This window comes from Amycolatopsis sp. lyj-346 (genome assembly GCF_046548975.1).
In the GTDB taxonomy this organism is placed as follows: Bacteria; Actinomycetota; Actinomycetes; order Mycobacteriales; family Pseudonocardiaceae; genus Amycolatopsis.
In genome coordinates this window covers 1,019,838-1,039,518 of record NZ_JAJPWT010000001.1, presented here as the reverse complement: position 1 = coordinate 1,039,518, position 19,681 = coordinate 1,019,838, and the positions used below count along the sequence as shown (strand labels likewise).

Here is a 19,681-nt window from a genome sequence, read left to right as displayed (position 1 = left end):
CATGCTGTCCTCCGGTCAGCTGCTGGCCGACCGCTACAAGCTGACGAGCCGGATCGCCGTCGGCGGGATGGGCGAGGTCTGGCAGGCCAGCGACACCCGGCTCGACCGGACCGTGGCCGTCAAGATCCTCAAGGCCGAACTCTCCGGCGACGCCGAGTTCCTCCACCGCTTCCGCACGGAAGCGCGGATGACGGCGTCCCTGAACCACCCCGGCATCGCCGCGGTGCACGACTACGGCGAAACCCTCTTCGACGGCGACCTGCCGATCGCGTACCTGGTGATGGAGCTCGTCGACGGCGACCCGCTGGCCGGGCTGCTGGCCAAGCACGGGCGGCTGTCGGCGGAGTTCACCCTCGACATGCTGGAGCAGGCGGGCAACGCGCTGCAGGCAGCGCACTCCCACGGCCTGGTCCACCGCGACGTCAAGCCGGGCAACATCCTGGTGACCTCGGCGGGGCAGGTGAAGATCACCGACTTCGGCGTGGCGAAGGCGGCCGACGCGGCCCCGGTCACCCGGTCCGGCATGGTCATGGGCACCGCGCACTACATCGCCCCGGAGCAGGCGCTGGGCCAACCTGCCGAGCCGGCGTCCGACGTCTACTCGCTGGCGGTGTGCGGCTACGAGTGCCTCGCCGGCCACCGGCCGTTCCTGTCCGAGAACGCCGTGACGGTCGCGATGATGCACATCCGCGACATCGCGCCGCCGCTGCCGCCGGACGTGCCGCCCGCGGCGCGTGCGGTGATCGAGGCGACCCTGGTCAAGGATCCGCGGCAGCGCTACAACAACGGCGGCGAGTTCGCGGCCGCCGTTGCCGCGGTTCGCTCCGGGCTGCCGCTGCCGACGCCGTCCGGGCTGGTCAACGCCACGTACGCGACCGGGCAGCAGCCCCAGCAACCACCCCAGCAGCAGGTGCAGCCACCGCCGTCGATGCCGGTGCCGGTGCCCCCGCAGCAGCTGCCACCGCAGCAACAGCAGATGCCGCTCGGCCCGCCGTCCCCCGCGATGAACCCGATGGCCGCCATCGGCCCGCCGTCGCGGCCCGCTCCGCGGCAGGTCATGCTGCCGGCCCCCCGGAAGAAGACGCAGTGGGGCTGGTGGGCGCTTCTCGCGGCCATCCTGCTCGTTGTCCTGGTGGCGGCCATCGTGCTGGTGGCGAAGATGCTGAGCAGCGGCAACGGCTCGCCACCGTACAACGGCCAGACGCAGAGCCAGGTGGTTCCGGGCAGACAGGTGCCTGCGGAGGAGCCTGCCGGTTCGGCGAGCACTCCGGGCACGGCCGACGATGGCCGGCAAGGCATCATGACCACACCTTGGACGGAATGGAACGGCACCCAGAGATGAGCACACCCAGACTGCTCTCCAACCGGTACGAGCTGGGCGAAACGCTCGGCTACGGAGGCATGTCCGAGGTCCATCACGGCCACGACGTGCGTCTCGGCCGGGAAGTCGCGATCAAGATCCTCCGTGCCGACCTGGCCAGGGACCCGCAGTTCCTGGAGCGCTTCCGCCGGGAAGCGCAGAACGCCGCCGCACTGAACCACCCGGCGATCGTCGCGGTCTACGACACGGGTGAGGCGAACGCCGAGTTCGGGCCGCTGCCGTACATCGTCATGGAGTACGTCGAAGGCCGGACGCTGCGCGACATCGTCAAGACCGAGGGTCCGATGTCGCAGAAGCGGGCGATGGAGGTCATGGCCGACGTCTGCGCGGCGCTGGACTTCTCGCACCGCCACGGCATCGTGCACCGCGACGTCAAGCCGGCCAACGTGATGATCACGAAGAACGGCGCGGTCAAGGTGATGGACTTCGGCATCGCGCGCGCGATGCACGACGGCCAGTCCGCCATGACCCAGACCGCCGCGGTGATCGGCACGGCGCAGTACCTGTCGCCGGAGCAGGCCCGCGGTGAGTCGGTCGACGCCCGTTCCGACGTCTACGCCGCCGGCTGCGTGCTGTACGAGCTGATCACCGGCGAGCCGCCGTTCACCGGCGACTCCCCGGTCGCGGTGGCCTACCAGCACGTCCGCGAAGACCCCAGCGCGCCGTCTTCGGTGAACCCGGCGGTCGCACCGGAGCTCGACGCGGTCGTGCTGAAGGCGCTGGCCAAGGGCCCGGCGAACCGCTACCAGTCGGCCGCGGAGATGCGCTCGGACCTGGTGCGCACGCTCTCGGGCCAGCGCCCGGTGGCGCCGATGGTGATGTCCGAGGACGAGCGCACGCAGGTGATGAACGCCGACCGGCGGCAGCCGCAGCGCTACGACGAGTACAGCGAGCCGGACAACGAAGACCCCAAGGCCAAGCGCCGCCGCCGCACGATCCTGGCCGCGGTGGCCGCGGTGTTCGTGCTGGGCGCGGTGCTGCTGATCATGTGGCTGTCGGGCTCGTTCAAGAGCAACGACAGCTCCACGATCGCGATCCCCGACGTGCTGCACCAGACGGTGCCCCAGGCTCGCGAGACGTTGAAGAGCAAGGGTTTCGACGGCACGATCGAGCCGAAGCAGGTCACCTGCGGGGTGCCGGCGACCGACGGCAACCCGGAGTGCGGTCAGGACGACATCAACAAGGTCATCAAGACCGACCCGTCGGCCGGGGTCTCGGTCGCGCCGAACACGAAGATCACGCTGTACGTCGGCACCGCACCGGGCAAGGCCAGCGTGCCGGACCTCAAGGGCAAGACGCGTGACCAGGCCGAGCAGGCGCTCACCGAGGCGAAGCTGACCCTGGACCCGAACGTCGGCGAGGTCGAGGTCGACGACCCGAACCAGGCCAGCCTGGTGCAGAACCAGACCCCGGCCGCGGCTTCCGAGGTCGCCCAGGGCACCAGCGTGAAGATCACGGTGGGCAAGTCGAAGCAGCTCAAGACGGTCACCGACTTCACCAACAAGCCGTACTCGCAGGCCAAGGCGGCGCTGGAAGGCCAGGGCTGGAAGACGAAGAGGGTCGACCAGGCTTCGGACACGGTGCCGAAGGACACGGTCATCACCCAGAACCCGAACGGTGGGCAGCTGGGAGTCGGCGAGGTCATCACGCTGACCGTGTCGACCGGCCCCGACCAGACGCAGCCGACCCAGATCCAGATGCCGAGCCTCGTCGGCATGACCGTCGAAGAGGCGCAGCAGAAGCTGCAGAGCATGGGCTGGACCGGAAGCCTGAGCCAGCGAGCGGACCGGACCAGCGGGCAGCCGGAAGGCACGGTCACCGGCCAGAACCCGAGGGCGGGCACCCAGATCGACAAGGACCAGGCGGTCACCGTCAGCGTTGCGGAGAGCTTGTTCCCGTCAACGACGACGAAGACCTCCGGCCCCTGATCCCAGGCTCGCGAAGAAGGCCCGCACGGTTCGCCGTGCGGGCCTTCTTCATAAGTCAGGACTTGTCGAGAAACCCTTGCACGGCAACGAGAACCTGATCGGCGTTACTCGCGGCACCGAAGTCGAGTTCGAGTTCCTCGGCGGCACCAGAGCGCTTGACCTTCAGCGAGACGCGGGCTTCCCGGCACCGCATCAGCCACGCGAAGAGCGAGCGGCAGAAGACGTCGGCGGAGCTGCTCGACACCCCGACCACAACGGCGTCGAAGACCTGGACGCGGCCGCGGAGCTCGTCTTCGCCTCGCAGCCAGGCGGCGAGCTCCGGAAGCTCGCCGGCGGAGTTTGGCACGGTGATCGCGACGATCCCAGCCGTCACCCGATCTCCTTTCGCCCGGAACCGGAGAGGCCCCGAACCTTAGTCGGCCGGGTGGTCTCGCTGGAAGCCCGGGCAGAAAATTGAAGCTTGCAAATTGCATTCCGTGGCGCGGCGGTGGAGTGCTCGGGCGGTTTTCTCGTAGGTCGTCAAGGTGGCTTGGTGGGTGGAGTACACGGCGCTGCCGTGGTGGCGCAGTGCGACGGCGAGGTGTTCGTAGAGGGTGAACGGTTCGACCAGGCCGGGTGGGCAGTCGGCGGCGGGGACGATGCGTACGGCGATCCGCGGCTTTCTTGTCCAGGTGCGCAGTTGGTCGAGCTGGTCGCGGAGGACGTCGGGGGTGCAGGCGTCGGGGCGTGTGGCGGCCTCGCCGATCAGGAAGGTGTGTAGCGGTCCCGGCTGGTCGGACAGGGCGAGCTGACGTGCGGTGCGGAGAAGGCAACTCACGTCGGCGGCCTCGGGGTTGAGCAAGCCGGTGTCCTGCAACGCGCGGGCGTATTCGGCGGTTTGCAGCGTCTCGGGGATGAGCGTCGGCGACCATTCGGTTACGTGGGTGGATCGCTGCTCGAAGGCGGTGCGCAGGTAGTTCTCGGCGTGTCCGGTGTGGTCGATCAAGTCGTGGTCGTGGGTACGGCGGGCCAGGTCGATGAGGTGTTCGCGCACGTGTTGCGGTGCTCGCAGGACGCCGAGGATGTGGGCCACGGTCGTGTCTTGTGGTGTTCGGTGGCCGAGTTCGAAGCTCGACAGCACGGAGGGATGGATGTCGACCATGGCGGCGAGCCGGCGCAGGCCGATGCCGCGGTCGTTTCGGGCTTCGCGGAGTCCGCCGGCCAGGGCGATGACGGCTGGTCGGAGTGCAGCTTCGGTCACGGTTCAGACCGCTCCGTTCGGTCGTAGGTCTCTGTGTTGAGTGCGTCGAGCAGCGCAAATGGATCGAGCTCGGTGCCGTCGAGTTCGTCGGCGCGGCGAGTGAGGGCGACGCCGATGTGGATCAGTTGGCGGCCAAGGGTGCGCAGGCCGGCGGCGTAGGCTGCGTCGTCCGGCTGGAGGGTCAGCAGCTCGACCGTCACGCTCCCGATCGTGGAATTGACCTTCGAGAGCGCGGCGAGCAACTCGCGATCACGAGCGTGCACGCGGCACCTCGATCCGCCGGCGCTCGTTCTGGGCCGCGCAGACCGGGCACACCCGGCCCGGCTTCGGGATGATCCGGCGGCGGCTGATGCTGGGCCGGTCGTGTTCCAGCGGGAACCGGACGTCGGTCAGGCACCAGGGCAGCAGCATGAACAGCCGCGGGTTGGCCATCTGCGAGTGCAGGTACAGGTGAGCCCACCCGTCGCCACCGGTGAACTCGTACCACTCCCAGAAGTCCTGGTGCGAGTCGGTGCCGGTCATCGGCCCGTCGTCCAACGCGGTCATCGAAGCCCCCGCTCGACCTCGAACGCCCGGAGAGCGGCGGCGGCCTGCTCCCAGTCGGCGTCGGTCATGTCCACGTGCATCTTGGGATGCCGGTAGGTATCGAGATCGATCTCGTTGAGCCGCTGACCACCCGAGTTGAACAGCGACGCACCGCACCAGAACGTCGGCCGGTCGTCGAAGTGCTCCGCGGTCATGGCGTCGTGCACCCCCGAGCTGTGCGAGCGTCGCGCAGCGAGACGGTCAACGCGTCACCCAGCTGGTTCCGAAGCTGCGCGGCCGACTCGGCGCTGAACAGGATCGGCTCGTCGGGCGGTGTGGAGCTGGTCAGCGCGATCCGGCCGTCATCCCGCACCTCGACCTCGACCTGGGCGGGATTGCCGAGGTGGTCGACCCCCTCGGTGCTCTGTCGCGTACGTCGTCGATCACGCATAGTTAGTGACCGTACAAAGGTGCAGGTCACAAACGTTTCCTGCCAGGAAACCCAAGTCTGTACCCTGAGGCGCATGGACTCGATCGGCATCACGATCCGCAGACTTCGCCGATGGCGCGGCCTGTCCCTCGAACAGCTCGCCGGGCTGTCCGGCCTGTCCAAGGGCTACCTGTCCAAGATCGAAAACGAACGCACCGCGATCGACAAGCGCTCAACCCTGGTCGCGATCGCCGGCGCGCTCCGCGTCAGCCTCTCCGACATCACAGGCGACGGACTGGAGATCCGCGACCCGCAGGCCGACTCTGCCATCCCCGCTATCCGCGACGCCCTGCTGAGCACCGACCTCGACGGCACCGAGCCGCCGATCGGCGACCTTGCGCAACTGCTGTCCGAGACGCAGCTGGTCGCAGCCCTGCGGCAGGCGAACCAGGACGCCGAGGTCGGCGCCCGACTCCCCGAGCTGCTGCTCGCCCTACACACCCACGTCGACAAGCCGGACGCGCTCCGCTCGCTCGTCACCGCCACTCACACCACGGCCCTGCTCACGAAGGGGCTCGGAGCATTCGAGCTGGCCTGGATCGCCGCCGACCGCGGCCACGAGGCAGCACAGCGGCTCGGCGAACCCGGCTGGATCGCCCTCGCCGAGTTTGCCCGCACACAGGCCCTATCCGGCCTCGGCGCGCACAAACGAGCCTCCAAGCTCGCCGAGCGCGCCCTGGACTACGTGCCGGCCGACGCCTACGACGTCCGCGGCGCACTCACCCTCACCACCGGCTACACCGAATCCGTCCTGGGCGGCGACGCAACCGCAGCGCTCGACGAAGCCGCCGGCCTGGCCGAGCACGTCGAGTACGGCAACCGAAACTTCCTACTGTTCAGCCCGGCCAACGTCGTGCTCTGGCGCATCTCATCAGCCCTCGAACGCGGCGACCACGCTGAAGCCGCCCGGCTGGCCGCGACCGTCGATCCGGCCGAGCTCACCATCGACTCGCGCCGCACAACGTTCCTGATCGAGCACGCCCGCGCGCTCTACGGCATCCGGCGGCCCGACGAGGAGGTGCTTGCCCTCCTGGTACGGGCTGAAAAGCTGGGGCACATCCGGACTCGGACGAACCCGTTCGTCCGAGAGATCATCTCCACGATGCTTGCCCGTGCTCGGCGCGAAGGGGTAGCCCGCGAGGTCCGCGGCATGGCCGACCGGATGGGCCTTATCAAAGTCTCGTAGAAGGCAGCTAAGCCGTGCTGGCCACCTCTCGGCAAGCCCCGGTAGCCGGATCGTGTCTATGTCGGCGTAAAGGCGCGCCGATGTCCGAAGTAGGCGCCGGACAGTGACGCAGGACACGTTAGGCTGGCCACTTATGAGTGCAGATCTTGGCGACGTGCCGACATGGATCGGGGGCGTCTCTGCTTTCCTGGCTTTGGGTGCAGCTGTGCTTGCTGCAAGGTGGACTGCCAAGACCGCGAAAGCGGCCGAGTTGCAGGTGGACGAGATACGCAAGCAAGTAGCTGCAGATCTGGGGCAGTTGGAGTTGGCCCGTGAGGACGCTGACCGACAGGTCCGCGCGCTCCAAGAGGCTGAAGAACGCGCCAAGAGGACGGAGGCGAGAGCGCTAGCCGCTGAGGAACGCGAACGAGCCGCGTCGGAGGCTGCTGAGGAGCGATTCATAAAAGCTCAACTCGATACACGGGCCCCTGCGGTATACGTTCGGGCGATGCCAGGGGGGCGGGCGCCGAATTCAGCTGCTGACGCCCTGCCCTCGCTCGGATATCTCGATCGAATAGCGCCCATTGACTGGAACTCAGTCCCCGTCAAGGTCGACTCGGTTATGCATCTGGAGAGCACGCAGAATTATCTTTTCGTTCGACATGTGAGCTTTGCTCTTGTAAACTGCTCGAATATTTCGGCTCGTGTAGACATCTTAAGGCACTCGGTCGGAGAATTCGTCGGCATGAGAAGCGGGCAGGAGATCATATTGCCGCCAAGCGAAACGCGGTACGTAGAATGGCGTGGATTTATTCATTCTGATGACTTGCGGATGGCGGGCGTGAGTAAGCCGGAGAACTGCTTCCTGCAGGTTGAGTTCTGGGTTCGCGACCTTGGTATGAACGTCCGCGACTCGCATCTGTTCAATCTGGATCTTCGGTACTTCGAAAACGATGGTTCTCGCCTGGTTGTGAAACCCGAGCCTGCATACCCGTGGACGGAGAAGTACGGAGAGGTTGCTGAGCGCCACTACGAAAGGCTGGAGGCACAAAAAGCCAAGGCTGAAGAGGGTGCCAACCAGTAGGATGAGCAGATGTCTGTCCGCTTGCCCCGCGTAGCCGCCAAGCTCGGCGCCGACTTCCAAGATCTCCGTGTCGAAGAGCTCCGGAGGGCATGCCAGGATCGGGTAGCCGAGGATGTCCAACTCGACTTCAAGGCCGAGGACTCGTACACCTCCAAGCCAGTTGGGTTGGACGAACTCGCCAAAGACGTTACGGCGCTAGCCAACGCTCAAGGTGGGTTGATCATTATTGGCATCGCCGAGGATGACCAGGGGAACGCATTCGAGCTGAGGCCTTTAGATGTTACTAAATGTGATGACCTAATTGGCAAGATGGAACAAGGACTGCGAGCAAGAGTGGTGCCGCTTTATCCTGACGTCGCGATACGGGTGGTGGAAGACCCGGACGCCTCAGGAATGGGTTTTTATCTAATCGGTGTACCTCGCAGTCCTCTGGCTCCGCATGCAGTTCGAAAAACGAGTCGACCGGAATACTCTTATGCGCTACGGGTGGGTCGCAATACCGCCTGGCTTGAGGAGAATGAGATAGCGGCTCGTTATCGAGATCGGTTTAGGCTGGCTGAAGACCATGTCATCCGGGTTCGGGAGGTTTTCAAGCGAGGAACCGGTTTGGCCCCTGAAGGAGGGGACGTCTACAATGCTAGGCCTCTCGTATTTTTGGAACTGGCGGCCGTGCCTGCTGTGCCAGCTGAACGTCGGGTAGATACAGGGTTCATTAGTCAGATGGCTGGGTTCTATGGCGGCCTGGCTAGAAATGCGCCCATTCCTGGCCTCGCTCAGGGATTTATTGGGCGCATGCCGATCGTGCAACGCGGGCGGCTGCGATATGAATTCGACCTTGCTGAGGCGGAGTGGTATACGGATGGCTCGTCTTTCCTAAGGACCCTTGTGAGTGTAGGAAGCCATGGTGAGCCCCCGAAGCTCAACTATTCAGCACTTGAGCTGCGAATACTGGCGCTTTTGCATATGGCCTCTTCTTATGCGAATTGGGTCGGAGCCTACGGTGACATCGATGTGCTTGCGAGGACCATCGGCGCACAGACGGTCAGTCCGGACCTGCGGCCGCCGACCGAACAGAGCATGTTTATCGATCATAGTTCGGTCAAGCGTGGCTCGAACGAGCCGTCTCACCTCACGGCCTCTTTGCACTCGCTGATCGAGGAACCTGTTCAGCTCCTGACCTCTGCTTATAACATCGCAGCTGACCTGCTTGCCGACTACGGTCAAGCTGATACCACCTTGCTTATGTCGGACGGCTCAGTTCGATGGCAGAGGATGGGGAGCCACGGAGACAACCAATTGCATACATGGATGACCGAGGTCGGGTTGATAGATGGCTAGTTCGCGGGCACCCCGCGGCCTCAAGCTCTCCTGGTCTAGATGCCCTGACCTTCTGGTCAAGCTCAGCGCATGAGTGACGAACTCAGTGACAACCGCCGAGATCAGCCGTAGTCGTTAGTGGACGTCTACGGACACTGAAGCGTGAGGTTAGCGCGGTGTCTCAGGGAGCAGTGAGCCGCGGACTTGCCCTGATAACGAAGAGGTCCCCGGTTCAAGTCCTGGTAGGCCCGCGCAGGTCAAGCCCGGTTCGCCTCTCGCAGACCGGGGTTGCGTGACCTGGGCAATCAGGTGGATGCCTGTCACTAGGGCAACGGCAGGACGTGTTCCGCAGGCGGTGACCGACGTGGAACAACGTCAGGAACGCCGGTGCACGAGCGCCGAGACGGCGAAGAAGCTGGCGGCCAGCATCGCCACCGACGTCACCAGCGCCAGCGCCAGTGGACCGCCGACCGGTTTCTCGTCGGTCAGTGCGCGCAGCAGCGGGTGGACCAGCGGGATCTTCGCCAGCAGGACGACGAAGAGGGTGATCACCGCGGCGAGCACCGTCCAGCCGATGCGGTTGACCAGCAGCCGCGAGCACGGCAGGGCGATCGCGATGCCCAGCACCGCGCACGCGAGGTGCGCGAGCAGCCCGATGCCGAGCGCCGACGGCTGGATCTGGAACGACTTGAGTGCCGACCACACCTCGGTGATCGCGGTGAGGACCAAGGAACAAGCCAGCACCGTGAGGATTGCGCCGGTGATCATCCGACGCCACTGGCGTGCGTGGCTCAGGGTCACCAGGCGCTGCACCGGGTCTTCGATGTCGAGCAGCGCGATCGTCAGCCAGCACGACACGACCAGCAATCCGCCGGCGCTGGTGCCGAACAGCGGCAGCGGCGGCGAATTCGGGTCGGCGTAGAGGATCACGCACAGCGCGAGGTAGGCCAGCAACGCCGGCAGGTACCGCTGCGAATGGCCGAGCAGCGCCAGGTAGTACCGGGTCATGGCGAGCACGGCGCCACCTCCCGCACCGACCAGCCGTTCTCGAGTGCTCGCCGCAGGACCGCGTCGACGCGGGCGACCTCGACCGTCAGCACCACCTGGGGGCCTTCGGTGACGGCGTGCCGCACGCCCGGCTCGGCCGCCCAGCCGGGGCCGTCGCCGCGCAGCACGATCCGGGTGGTCGGCTCCGCGCTTTCCGCCGTGAGCCTGCCCTGGTCCATGCGGTGGACGACGTCGGCGTGGTCGTGCACCACCTGCGGCCGGTGGTCGGTGAACACGACGCTCGCCCCGCGCGCCCGCGTCTCGGCGACGAGCTCGCCGAGGATCGTGTGCGTGCCGACGTCCAGCCCGGACCAGGGCTCGTCGAGGATCAGCAGGTCGGGCCGGACCATCACCGCCTGGGCGAGGCCGACCTTCTGCGCGTTGCCCTTGGACAGGGTGCGCAGCGGCGCCGCCGGGCCGCCGACGAGGGCGAGCCGTTCGAGCAGCGGGTCGATCACCGAGAGGTCGGCGAGCCCGTGGATGCGCGCCATGTGCCGCAGGTAGGCGCGGGCGCCCATGCGCTGGCCGGCCGGGAAGCGGTCCGGCAGGTAGCCGATCCGCGGGGTTCCTGCCACTGTGCCGGTGGTCGGGTGCGAGACGCCGGCCATGATCCGCAGCAGCGTCGACTTCCCGGAGCCGTTGCTGCCGAGGATGCCGACGACGTGCCCGGGCTCGACGGTCAGGTCGACGTCGCGCAGGACGAGGTCACCACGCCCGTACCGCTTGCCGACCCCCTCGAGCCGGATCACGCAACAGCGGCCTTCTGGAGCGCCTTGGTCGCGCGCTCGAGCTCGTTCACCTTGGCCGGGTCGACGGGGTGGCCCGCGGCGGCCAGCCAGTTCGCGAGCATCCGGTGGCCGCCCTCGGTGAGCACGGACTCCGGGTGGAACTGGACGCCTTCCAGCGGCAGCTCGCGGTGGCGCATGCCCATCACGATGCCGGATTCGGTGCGGCCGGTGATCTCGAAGACGGCCTCGGAAATCGTGTCGGGCACCACGGTCAGCGAGTGGTACCGGGTGGCCGTGAACTCCCCGGGCAGGTCCTTGAGGATGCCGGCGCCGGTGTGCCGCACCTGGCTCGTCTTGCCGTGGAGCAGCTCGGGCGCGCGGTCGACGGTCGCGCCGTAGACGACCCCCAGCGCCTGGTGGCCGAGGCAGACGCCGAGCATCGGCGTGCTCGTCTCGGCGCACTTGCGGATGACGTCCATGCTCTGACCGGCGCGTTCGGGGGTGCCCGGGCCGGGCGAGACGAGCACGGCGTCGAACTCGGGCACGCGGTCGAGTTCCACGACGTCGTTGCGCCAGACCGTGCAGTCGGCGCCGAGCTGGGCCAGGTACTGGACCAGGTTGTAGACGAAGCTGTCGTAGTTGTCGACGACGAGAACGCGCATGGCGCCGAGCTTACCGGCTCCCACTCCGTGGACCGTACGCCAAATCACATTTTAAGTTAGGCGACCCTAACTTACCGTGGAGCGAGTGAGCCGATCTCTTCGTGTAGCCGTGGTGGGTGCCGGTCCCGCCGGGATCTACGCCGCCGACATCCTGGACAAGGCCGACGCCGACGTGCAGATCGACCTGTTCGAACGGATGCCGGCGCCGTTCGGGCTGATCCGGTACGGCGTCGCGCCCGACCACCCGCGCATCAAGGGCATCGTGACGGCGCTGGAGAAGGTGCTTTCGAAGCCGAACATCCGGCTGCTGGGCAACATCGACTACGGCACCGACATCAAGCTCGACGAGCTGCGCGAGTTCTACGACGCGGTGATCTTCTCGACCGGCGCGTCCGCCGACCGCGCGCTCGACATCCCGGGCATCGACCTGGACGGCAGCTACGGCGCCGCCGACTTCGTGTCCTGGTACGACGGCCACCCCGACGTGCCGCGCACGTGGCCGCTGACCGCTTCCTCGGTCGCCGTCCTCGGCGTCGGGAACGTCGCGCTGGACGTGGCGCGGGTGCTGGCGAAGACCGCCGACGAGCTGCTGACCACCGACATCCCGGACAACGTCTACCAGGGGCTGAAGGCCAGCGCGGTGACGGACGTGCACGTGTTCGGCCGCCGCGGGCCGGCGCAGGCGAAGTTCACGCCACTGGAGCTGCGTGAGCTGGACCATTCGCCGAACGTCGAGGTCATCGTCCACCCGGAGGACATCGAGTTCGACGACGGCAGCATCGCGGCCCTGCGCGCGTCGAAGCAGATCGACATGGTGGTCAAGACGCTGCAGGAGTGGGCCATCCGCGAGCCGGGGTCCCGCCCGCGCCGGCTGCACCTGCACTTCTTCCACTCGCCCGCGGAGGTCCTCGGCGAGGACGGCCGCGTCACGGGCCTGCGCACGGAACGGACCGAGCTCACCGGCGACGGGAACGTCCGCGGCACCGGCGAGTTCCACGACTGGGACGTCCAGGCGGTGTACCGCGCGGTCGGTTACCTGTCGTCGCACCTGCCGGAGCTGCCGTTCGACCACGTGGCCGGCGTCGTGCCGAACCAGGCGGGCCGCGTGCTGGACCTGGACGAGAACCAGCTGCCGGGCGTGTACGTGACGGGCTGGATCAAGCGCGGCCCGGTCGGCCTGATCGGCCACACGAAGGGCGACGCGGCGGAGACGATCGCGAGCCTCCTGGCGGACGCGGACACGCTGACGGCACCGAAGTACGCGTCGCCGGAGTCGATCCTCGACTTCCTCGAGGCACGCGGCATCCCGTTCACGAACTGGGACGGCTGGGGCCGGCTCGACGCGCACGAGAAGGCACTGGGGGCGGCGGCGGGCCGCGAGCGGGTCAAGGTGGTCGAGCGCGAGGAGATGACCCGGGTCTCGCGCGGCTAAGCCCCCGCGCCGAGGTAGGTGAGCACGGCGAGCACGCGGCGGTTCGTGTCGTCCGAAGCGGTGATGTCCAGCTTCGCGAAGATGTTCGCCGTGTGCTTGCCCACCGCTCCTTCGCTGAAGTGGAGCCGGGACGCGATCGCCGCGTTGGAACAGCCTTCCGCCATCAGCGCCAGGACCTCGCGCTCGCGCGGGGTCAACGCCGCCAACGGGTCGGAAGCGTTGCCCGCCACCAGTTTCGCGATCACCTCGGGGTCCATCACGGTGCCGCCCGCCGCGACCCGGCGGACGGCGTCGATGAACTGCTCCGCGTTGAACACGCGGTCCTTCAGCAGGTAGCCGATCGCGCCCGTGCCGTCGGCCAGCAGTTCACGCGCGTACAGCTGCTCGACGTGCTGGGACAGCACCAGGATCGGCAGCCCGGGGGTTTCCCGGCGGGCGGCCAGCGCGGCCTGCAGGCCCTCGTCGGTGTTGGTCGGCGGCATCCGGACGTCCACAATGGACACGTCGGGGCGGTGGGAGCGCAACGCCGCCACGAGTTCGGGACCGCTGGCGACCGCCGCGACGACGTCGAAGCCGTGTGCCGTCAGCAGGTGCGTCAGGCCGTCTCGGAGGAGGTACTGGTCCTCGGCGACAAGGGTTCTTGGTCCAGCTGACACGGGATCTCCAGGGTCGCCTTCGTCGGGCCGCCGATCGGGCTGGTCAGCGTCAACCTACCGTCGAACCCGCCGAGCCGGCGCTCGATTCCGCGCAGCCCCGAGCCGAGGGCCGGGTTCGCGCCACCCGGGCCTTCGTCGGTGACCACGACCGTCAGCAGGTCGTCGGCGAACCGCACGTCGATCGCCGCCCGTTTCGCGCCGTGCTTCGCCGCGTTCCCCAGCAGCTCCGACACCGCGAAGTACGCGCACGCCTCGACCGGCTCCTCGACCCGTCCCGGCAGCGAGCCGGTGACCTGGACCTTCAGCGGGCTGTCCAGCCCCAGCGCACGCACGGCGTCCAGCAGCCCGCGTTCGGACAGCACCGGCGGGTGGATGCCGCGGATCAGCACGCGCAGCTCGGTGAGTGCTTCCGACGACGACGCGCGCAACTCCGCCGTGAGCCGTTTCGCCGCGGCCGGGTCCGTGTCCACCAGCGCTTCGACCGCGCCGAGCTTCATCCCCATGGCAACCAGCCGCGCCTGGATGCCGTCGTGCAGGTCGCGTTCGATCCGCCGCAGCTCCGCCGCCTGCGTGACCGTGACGTCGGAGCGCGTCTGCTTGAGCCGTTCGACGCGCTGGGCGAGCCGGGACGACTCGGTCGGCCCGAGCCAGACGCGGGCGAACCGAGCCTGCTGCCGGGCGAGCCACGTGGTCGGCGCCAGGCCGGCGACGAACATCGCGAGCGCCACCGGGGTCTGCGCGAGCGCGTCGAGGTGCGTCGACACCTCCGGCAGCGGGAACCAGTCGACGGGACGCGACGCGAGTGGCCGCCACACCCAGATGGCCAGCAGCTGGAGGAGTCCCCGGGTGGTCAACACGAACGTCGGCAGCGCCAGTGCCAGCGAAACCAGCGAGATCAGCAGGCCGCCGGCGAGGTCGCGCCAGGTCGCTCGATCACGCAGGAGCCACTGGGTGCGGGCCTGCTGGATCGCCCACCACGGCTCCTCGTACAGCTGCTTGCCGACCTGGTAGAGCCCGTCCGGGCGGGGCACCGGCAGGCCGGGCGGCGGCAGGTACGGCCGGGCGATCCGCACGCCGGTCCAGTTCCCGGCCTCGCGGCGCAGCGTGTCGGTGATCGACCGGCTCCACACCACGACCGGCGCCGCCACCGGCATGGCGCCGAAGATGATGACCAGCTGCCACACCGAGAAGACGAACAACACCAAGGAGAGCGCGAGGATGCCGAGCTGGTGGCCCAACGACTCGAGGTGGCGGCGCAGCCAGTTCCCGCGCCGTTCGCGAACCGGGTGCGGGCCGATCCACCACCGCGTCCACCGGCCGTACCCGCGCAGCACCGGTGGCCCGCCGAGCAGCACGGCGATCGGCAGCAGCAGGGTGACCAGGGGGTTCACCAGCTGCCAGCCGCATTCGCGCGACGCGGCCGGATCCTCCAGCGCCCACGTCAGCCGTCGTTGCCAGCGGATCCAGAACGCCCGCTTGTAGAGCGTGTTGCCGTCGCGGTACCAGCCGTCGCGCTCCCGCGTCGGTTCCGGCGGCGGCGGCCGGTACGGCGAGGCGATCTCGACGCCGCACCAGCGCGCGGCCAGCGTCCGGGCGAGCCTCGACCGGCCGCGGGACCATTCGACCGCGGGGCCGAGGAAGAAGACCAACCCGACGCACAGGAGCGCGAAGGCGATCAGCTCGACCAGCACGTCGAGCCAGCTCAGCAACGCGAACGCGGCGAGCGCCAACGCCCGGCCGACCGCACGCAGGTACGTCATCGAGCACCTCCTTCCCCGAGATCCTCGTCGGCCGGACCGGGTCCGCGCACTGCCCCGAGCCTCCGGACCGGGGTGGGCCCAGCCCCACCCCCGCCTCAGCAAAACCCTACTTGAGCTGGGGTTTCAGCGTCATTCTGCGGACCGCTCCGAGTTCGTACGTTCGTAGCCATGCCAATCATCGAAGTCACCGACCTCCGCAAGCGCTACGGCACCCGGGTCGCGGTCGACGGCGTTTCGTTCACCGTCGAGCGCGGCGAAATCTTCGGCATCCTCGGCACGAACGGCGCCGGGAAGACCACCACCGTCGAATGCCTCCAGGGCCTCCGCCGGGCCGACGGCGGCACGATCTCCGTGCTCGGCCTCGACCCGGCGACCGACCACGCAGTACTGACTCGCCGCGTCGGCGTCCAGCTGCAGGAGAGCCGGCTGCCCGCCAAACTGCGGGTGCGCGAGGCACTGGAGCTGTTCGCGTCCTTCTACCCGGAACCGGCCGACGTCGACGTCCTGCTCGATCAGCTCGACCTGCGCGACCACGCCCGCAGCTTCTTCGGCAAGCTCTCCGGCGGCCAGAAGCAGCGCGTCTCGATCGCCTTGGCCCTGGTGGGGCAGCCCGACCTGGCGATACTCGACGAGCTGACCACCGGGCTCGACCCGCACGCCCGCCGCGAGACGTGGCGGCTCGTCGAAGGCATCCGCGCCACCGGCGTCACGGTCCTGCTGGTCAGCCACTTCATGGACGAGGCCGAGCGGCTCTGCGACCGCGTCGCGATCTTCGACGCCGGGCGCGTGGTCGCCACCGGCACCCCGGCCGAGCTCCGCCAGTCAGTCGATGCAGCCACTTTGGACGACGCGTTCGTCTCGCTCACGAGGAGTGCCCGGTGAACACCTTCGCCAAGATCACCGCCACCGAAACGAAACTCTTCCTCCGCTCGCCGTTCGTGGCGGCGGCGGGCATCCTGCTGCCGGCCGTGCTGCTGCTCGCCATCGGCGCCATCCCGGGCATGACCGAACCGAGCCCGGCGGCCGGCGGGTACCGGTTCCTCGACGCGTGGGTGCCGTCGCTGATCGTCGTCAGCCTCGCGATGCTCGCGCTGCAGTCGATCCCGGGCGCCGTCGCGACCTACCGCGAGCAGGGAGTGCTGCGGCGGCTGGCGACGACGCCGGTGCACCCGGCGAACCTGCTGGGCGCGCAGCTGCTGATCCACGTCGTCATCGCACTGGCGGGCATCGCGCTGGTGCTGGGGCTGGCCAACGCCGTCTACGACGTCCCGATGCCGAAGCACCCGGTCAGTTTCCTGCTGACGCTGCTGCTCGGGGTCGTCTCGATGTTCGCGCTGGGCCTGATCGCGGCCGCGGTCGCCCGCACGGCCAAGGCCGCCGCGGGCGTCGCGATGGTCGCGTTCCTGCCGACCATGTTCTTCGGCGGGGTGTACCTGCCGCGGCCACTGCTGCCGGAGGTCATCCGCCGGATCGGCGACTACGTGCCGCCGGGCACGCAGCCGCTCCAGGACGCCTGGGTCGGTACCGGCGTGCAGCCGCTGCAGCTCGTCGTGCTCGGTGCCTTCGCGGTGCTCGGATCGGCACTGGCGGCGAAGCTCTTTCGCTGGGAGTGACCGGCGCTTCCGCCAAAGTGGTGATGATCATCGTTTTCTCTTGTGGCCCGACCACCCGCCGAGTAGCCAGGAAGGTGGCCCTGCTCAAACTGGAGGTTCGATGTCCCTGGACGTGTCACCCGCGTTGCTGGAGAAGGCCGAGCGCGGGGAGGTCACCGACGCCGAGTTCGTCACCTGCGTCAAGGAATCCCTGCCGTACGCCTGGGAGGTCATCACCGGCGTCATCGCCGACGCCGAAGGCGCGGCGGACGGTTTCGCCGACAACGAGACCCCGCCGCCGAGCGAGGCCGCCCGCGGGCAGCTGCTGCGGGCGCTGGCCTCGGACGCGATCCGCGGCGGTCTCGAACGGCACTTCGGCGTCAAGCTGGCGTTCCAGAACTGCCACCGGGTCGCCGTGTTCAAGAACTCCGAGCTGGACGGCGACCGCTACCGCGCGTTCGTCTCGCCGCGCGGCCAGCTGCTCAACCAGAGCCCGGAACTGCGGGACTGCTAGCCCGCAGCGCGGGCAGCACCTCGGCGCCGATCCGCGCGATGTTCTCGAACGTGCCCTCCGGCGTACCCGACGCTTCCACGAGCATGAGCACGTGGGAGACGCCGGTGCGCCGGAGGCTCGTTTCCAGCGTCCGGACGCAGTGGGCCGCGTCGCCGACCGGGTGGATGGCGCAGAGCCGTTCGGTGTACTCACCCGGGTCCCGGCTGGGCCCGGGCCGCCCGTCGACCGTGACGTGCGCACCGAGCCCGTCCTCCAGCCACCCCGGCAGGGCTTTTCGCACCACTCCGGCGTCCCCCACTTGGCAGAGCACCGTCGAAATGTGGTCCGCGGGCTTGCCGTAGGCCGCGACGGTGGCGGCTTTCTCCTCGTCGTCGGCGTGCAGGCCGAGCAGCAGCGGCAGGTCACGCGCCCCGGCCTGGCGAACGGCGGCCGACTTCGGCCCGCCGCACGCCACCACGACGTCCGGCCGCCGTTCCGGCGCGGGGACCACCGGCACCTCGCGGAAGGCGAAGTGCCTCCCCGCCGCGTCGACGCGGCCGGTGGCGGCGCGCAGGAAGACGTCGAGGGTTTCCTCGAAGCCGCTCTCGTACCGGTCCAGCCCGGTGCCGAAGACTTCGAGGTCCTGCCACGGCCCGCCACGGCCGACGCCGAGCCGCAACCGTCCCCCGGACACGGCGTCGAGCATCGCCCACTGCTCGGCCAGCGCGACCGGGTGCGTGGTCGACAGGACGCTGACCGCGGTGCCGACCCCGATCCGCGAGGTCCGCCCCAGCACGTGTGCGGCGAGGGTGATCGCGGAGGGGCACACGCCGTAGGGCATGAAGTGGTGCTCGGCGAACCAGACGTCGTCGAAGCCGGCCTCTTCGGCCAGCTCGGCGGCACGGACCGACCGGCGGAGGACGTCGCCGTCCGCCTGGCCGGGGAAGCGGCCGCTGACCAGGAAGACGCCGAACCTCAGTTGACCGCGACCTCGTTGAACCACAGCCGGGGCTCCAGCCAGGGGAAGACCACGAACATCAGCAGCGCGATCACGCCGAGCACCAGCACGACCGCGATCGTCAGCTTTGCCGCGAACGGACCGGGCAGCTTCCCCCAGATCCAGGCGTACATCAGGCCTCCCCGATCTTCGAGAGCAGGTCGCCGTAGTCCTTGACCTGGTTCTTCGGCACCTGCTGGGTCAGCACCGAGGTGATGATGAGCCGCTCCCGGGCGGAGAACTGCGGGTGACAGGTGGTGAGCGTGAGCAGCGCGGCCTGCTGGGCCTTGGGCAGCACGTCGGCGTCCTTGTACGGGACCGGGTTCACGGCGGTGCCCTGGCTGGGCAGCACGACCTTGCGGCCGAAGGTCTCGCTGTACGCGCCGCCGTCCTCGGAGTTCGCGGCACGCAGGGTCGAGACGCCCTTGCACTGGGGGTCCGCGCCCTTGCCCGCCGCCCAGTCCTTCACCTCGTCGTCGTAGGGCAGGACCTTGTAGACGTAGAAGTCGGTGGAGGTTTCGATCACGATCTGGTCACAGGAGGAGAGGTTGTCCAGGTCGTTGAACGGGGCACCCTTGCCGACGCGGTGACCGGCCACGGCGAAGTTGCCGGGCTCGCCGGGCAGCGCCGTGCCCTTGTAGTGGCCGGGGCCGACTTCGAGGGCGACGTCGTCGGTGCCCTCCTGGATGGTGAAGTTGTAGTCGACGCCGAAGGTCGGAATGTGGATGCGGGCGAACGCCTTGCCGTCGATCAGTTCGGGGTGCAGCGTGCGGTCGTGCGCCCACTCGCCCTCGAGCTGGTCGCTCGCCTCGGACTGCTTGCCCGCCGAGAACAGGTCGGTCACGTAGAGCTCGTAGACCATGAACAGCAGCACGACCAGGCCCAGCGTGATGAGGATTTCGCCGGCCGTCCGGATCGCGACGCCGCCCTTGCCGAGCGGGGCCGGGGCGGGCTTCTCCTTGGTCGCGGTGCCGCCCTTCCCGACCGGGGCGATGACGACGGTCTCCTCGTTCGCACTGGGCGGTGGGGGCGGGCTGGTGTAGCGGCGGGGCGGCGGGCCTTGCGGACGCCGGGGCGGCTGACCCTGGGGGCCGGCCTGGGGCTGGCGGGGCGGCACCTGACCGCGCGGGGGTGTGGCGGGACGGCGCGGCGGCATGGGTGGTCCGGGGTATCTGCGCCGGTCG

At 68.5% G+C, this 19,681-nt stretch carries 23 protein-coding genes; 9 read left to right on the top strand and 14 right to left on the bottom strand.

Features of this window, described 5'->3' with window-relative positions:
• The first annotated feature begins 1 nt into the window (after position 1).
• Both ACLJQE_RS05080 and pknB read left to right on the top strand, forming a co-directional pair.
• A complete protein-coding gene (locus tag ACLJQE_RS05080) occupies positions 2 to 1,342 on the top strand; it encodes a serine/threonine-protein kinase (protein WP_410637763.1) in 1,341 nt (446 codons plus the stop codon).
• Positions 1,339 to 3,309 carry a Stk1 family PASTA domain-containing Ser/Thr kinase gene (gene pknB / locus ACLJQE_RS05075; protein WP_410637762.1) on the top strand — a complete coding sequence of 657 codons (1,971 nt, stop codon included), beginning with the start codon at positions 1,339 to 1,341 and terminating at the stop codon, positions 3,307 to 3,309. Before ACLJQE_RS05080 ends, pknB begins: the two co-directional genes overlap by 4 nt.
• Before the next feature lie 55 nt (positions 3,310 to 3,364).
• Here pknB and ACLJQE_RS05070 read toward each other — a convergent pair whose 3' ends face one another.
• Genes ACLJQE_RS05070 through ACLJQE_RS05045 form a run of 6 tightly spaced genes read right to left on the bottom strand, consistent with a single transcriptional unit; the run spans position 3,365 to position 5,525 of the window.
• Positions 3,365 to 3,682: an effector-associated constant component EACC1 gene (locus ACLJQE_RS05070; RefSeq protein WP_410637761.1), complete on the bottom strand. Its 318-nt coding sequence runs from the start codon at positions 3,680 to 3,682 to the stop codon at positions 3,365 to 3,367.
• A 39-nt stretch (positions 3,683 to 3,721) separates the two neighbouring features.
• Positions 3,722 to 4,549, bottom strand: coding sequence for a helix-turn-helix domain-containing protein (locus tag ACLJQE_RS05065; protein WP_410637760.1), 828 nt, complete (start codon positions 4,547 to 4,549; stop codon positions 3,722 to 3,724).
• On the bottom strand, positions 4,546 to 4,749 hold the full coding sequence (locus tag ACLJQE_RS05060; protein ID WP_410637759.1) for a hypothetical protein: 204 nt from the start codon (positions 4,747 to 4,749) through the stop codon (positions 4,546 to 4,548). The genes ACLJQE_RS05065 and ACLJQE_RS05060 overlap by 4 nt, the downstream gene beginning before the upstream one ends.
• 49 nt (positions 4,750 to 4,798) lie before the next feature.
• Positions 4,799 to 5,095 carry a hypothetical protein gene (locus ACLJQE_RS05055; RefSeq protein ID WP_410637758.1) on the bottom strand — a complete coding sequence of 99 codons (297 nt, stop codon included), beginning with the start codon at positions 5,093 to 5,095 and terminating at the stop codon, positions 4,799 to 4,801.
• Entirely contained in the window at positions 5,092 to 5,289 is a 198-nt protein-coding gene (locus tag ACLJQE_RS05050; protein ID WP_410637757.1) for a hypothetical protein, read from the bottom strand. The genes ACLJQE_RS05055 and ACLJQE_RS05050 overlap by 4 nt, the downstream gene beginning before the upstream one ends.
• Positions 5,286 to 5,525 (bottom strand): hypothetical protein, encoded by a 240-nt coding sequence (locus ACLJQE_RS05045; RefSeq protein ID WP_410637756.1) that lies wholly within the window; start codon positions 5,523 to 5,525, stop codon positions 5,286 to 5,288. The genes ACLJQE_RS05050 and ACLJQE_RS05045 overlap by 4 nt, the downstream gene beginning before the upstream one ends.
• A 73-nt stretch (positions 5,526 to 5,598) precedes the next feature.
• On the opposite strand from ACLJQE_RS05045, the gene ACLJQE_RS05040 reads away from it, so the two are divergent.
• The 3 genes from ACLJQE_RS05040 to ACLJQE_RS05030 all read left to right on the top strand — a co-directional run bounded on the left by ACLJQE_RS05040 (position 5,599) and on the right by ACLJQE_RS05030 (position 9,151).
• Positions 5,599 to 6,750, top strand: coding sequence for a helix-turn-helix domain-containing protein (locus ACLJQE_RS05040; protein ID WP_410637755.1), 1,152 nt, complete (start codon positions 5,599 to 5,601; stop codon positions 6,748 to 6,750).
• A 133-nt stretch (positions 6,751 to 6,883) separates the two neighbouring features.
• Complete coding sequence (locus ACLJQE_RS05035; protein WP_410637754.1) at positions 6,884 to 7,813, top strand: hypothetical protein; 930 nt, start codon at positions 6,884 to 6,886, stop codon at positions 7,811 to 7,813.
• 9 nt (positions 7,814 to 7,822) lie between these two features.
• Complete coding sequence (locus ACLJQE_RS05030; protein WP_410637753.1) at positions 7,823 to 9,151, top strand: helix-turn-helix domain-containing protein; 1,329 nt, start codon at positions 7,823 to 7,825, stop codon at positions 9,149 to 9,151.
• A 354-nt stretch (positions 9,152 to 9,505) separates the two neighbouring features.
• Here ACLJQE_RS05030 and ACLJQE_RS05025 read toward each other — a convergent pair whose 3' ends face one another.
• From ACLJQE_RS05025 to ACLJQE_RS05015, 3 genes are read right to left on the bottom strand one after another with little or no spacing between them, the layout of a single operon-like run.
• Positions 9,506 to 10,147 carry a hypothetical protein gene (locus ACLJQE_RS05025; protein ID WP_410637752.1) on the bottom strand — a complete coding sequence of 214 codons (642 nt, stop codon included), beginning with the start codon at positions 10,145 to 10,147 and terminating at the stop codon, positions 9,506 to 9,508.
• Positions 10,135 to 10,926 (bottom strand): ABC transporter ATP-binding protein, encoded by a 792-nt coding sequence (locus tag ACLJQE_RS05020; RefSeq protein WP_410637751.1) that lies wholly within the window; start codon positions 10,924 to 10,926, stop codon positions 10,135 to 10,137. The genes ACLJQE_RS05025 and ACLJQE_RS05020 overlap by 13 nt, the downstream gene beginning before the upstream one ends.
• Positions 10,923 to 11,567, bottom strand: a complete 645-nt coding sequence (locus ACLJQE_RS05015) for an aminodeoxychorismate/anthranilate synthase component II (protein WP_410637750.1) — start codon at positions 11,565 to 11,567, stop codon at positions 10,923 to 10,925. Before ACLJQE_RS05015 ends, ACLJQE_RS05020 begins: the two co-directional genes overlap by 4 nt.
• A 112-nt stretch (positions 11,568 to 11,679) precedes the next feature.
• Here ACLJQE_RS05015 and ACLJQE_RS05010 point away from each other — a divergent pair, with 112 nt between their 5' ends.
• On the top strand, positions 11,680 to 12,999 hold the full coding sequence (locus tag ACLJQE_RS05010; RefSeq protein ID WP_410637749.1) for an FAD-dependent oxidoreductase: 1,320 nt from the start codon (positions 11,680 to 11,682) through the stop codon (positions 12,997 to 12,999).
• Here the strand turns inward: ACLJQE_RS05010 and ACLJQE_RS05005 are convergent.
• A complete protein-coding gene (locus tag ACLJQE_RS05005) occupies positions 12,996 to 13,655 on the bottom strand; it encodes a response regulator (protein ID WP_410637748.1) in 660 nt (219 codons plus the stop codon). The two genes, ACLJQE_RS05010 and ACLJQE_RS05005, sit on opposite strands and share 4 nt — an antisense overlap.
• The gene (locus ACLJQE_RS05000; protein ID WP_410637747.1) at positions 13,595 to 15,415 is read right to left on the bottom strand and encodes a histidine kinase; all 1,821 of its coding nucleotides are present in this window, start codon (positions 15,413 to 15,415) and stop codon (positions 13,595 to 13,597) included. Before ACLJQE_RS05000 ends, ACLJQE_RS05005 begins: the two co-directional genes overlap by 61 nt.
• A gap of 168 nt (positions 15,416 to 15,583) precedes the next feature.
• Here ACLJQE_RS05000 and ACLJQE_RS04995 point away from each other — a divergent pair, with 168 nt between their 5' ends.
• From ACLJQE_RS04995 to ACLJQE_RS04985, 3 genes are all read left to right on the top strand, one after another.
• Positions 15,584 to 16,297 carry an ABC transporter ATP-binding protein gene (locus ACLJQE_RS04995; protein WP_410637746.1) on the top strand — a complete coding sequence of 238 codons (714 nt, stop codon included), beginning with the start codon at positions 15,584 to 15,586 and terminating at the stop codon, positions 16,295 to 16,297.
• Positions 16,294 to 17,028 carry an ABC transporter permease gene (locus ACLJQE_RS04990; protein WP_410637745.1) on the top strand — a complete coding sequence of 245 codons (735 nt, stop codon included), beginning with the start codon at positions 16,294 to 16,296 and terminating at the stop codon, positions 17,026 to 17,028. Before ACLJQE_RS04995 ends, ACLJQE_RS04990 begins: the two co-directional genes overlap by 4 nt.
• A gap of 100 nt (positions 17,029 to 17,128) precedes the next feature.
• Positions 17,129 to 17,521 carry an SCO5389 family protein gene (locus ACLJQE_RS04985; RefSeq protein WP_257922765.1) on the top strand — a complete coding sequence of 131 codons (393 nt, stop codon included), beginning with the start codon at positions 17,129 to 17,131 and terminating at the stop codon, positions 17,519 to 17,521.
• Here the strand turns inward: ACLJQE_RS04985 and ACLJQE_RS04980 are convergent.
• From ACLJQE_RS04980 to ACLJQE_RS04970, 3 genes are read right to left on the bottom strand one after another with little or no spacing between them, the layout of a single operon-like run.
• On the bottom strand, positions 17,490 to 18,503 hold the full coding sequence (locus ACLJQE_RS04980) for an LLM class flavin-dependent oxidoreductase (protein ID WP_410637744.1): 1,014 nt from the start codon (positions 18,501 to 18,503) through the stop codon (positions 17,490 to 17,492). The genes ACLJQE_RS04985 and ACLJQE_RS04980 overlap by 32 nt on opposite strands.
• Positions 18,476 to 18,631: a hypothetical protein gene (locus tag ACLJQE_RS04975; RefSeq protein ID WP_410637743.1), complete on the bottom strand. Its 156-nt coding sequence runs from the start codon at positions 18,629 to 18,631 to the stop codon at positions 18,476 to 18,478. Before ACLJQE_RS04975 ends, ACLJQE_RS04980 begins: the two co-directional genes overlap by 28 nt.
• Positions 18,631 to 19,653, bottom strand: a complete 1,023-nt coding sequence (locus ACLJQE_RS04970; protein ID WP_410638321.1) for a class E sortase — start codon at positions 19,651 to 19,653, stop codon at positions 18,631 to 18,633. The genes ACLJQE_RS04975 and ACLJQE_RS04970 overlap by 1 nt, the downstream gene beginning before the upstream one ends.
• Between the last annotated feature and the right edge of the window lie 28 nt (positions 19,654 to 19,681).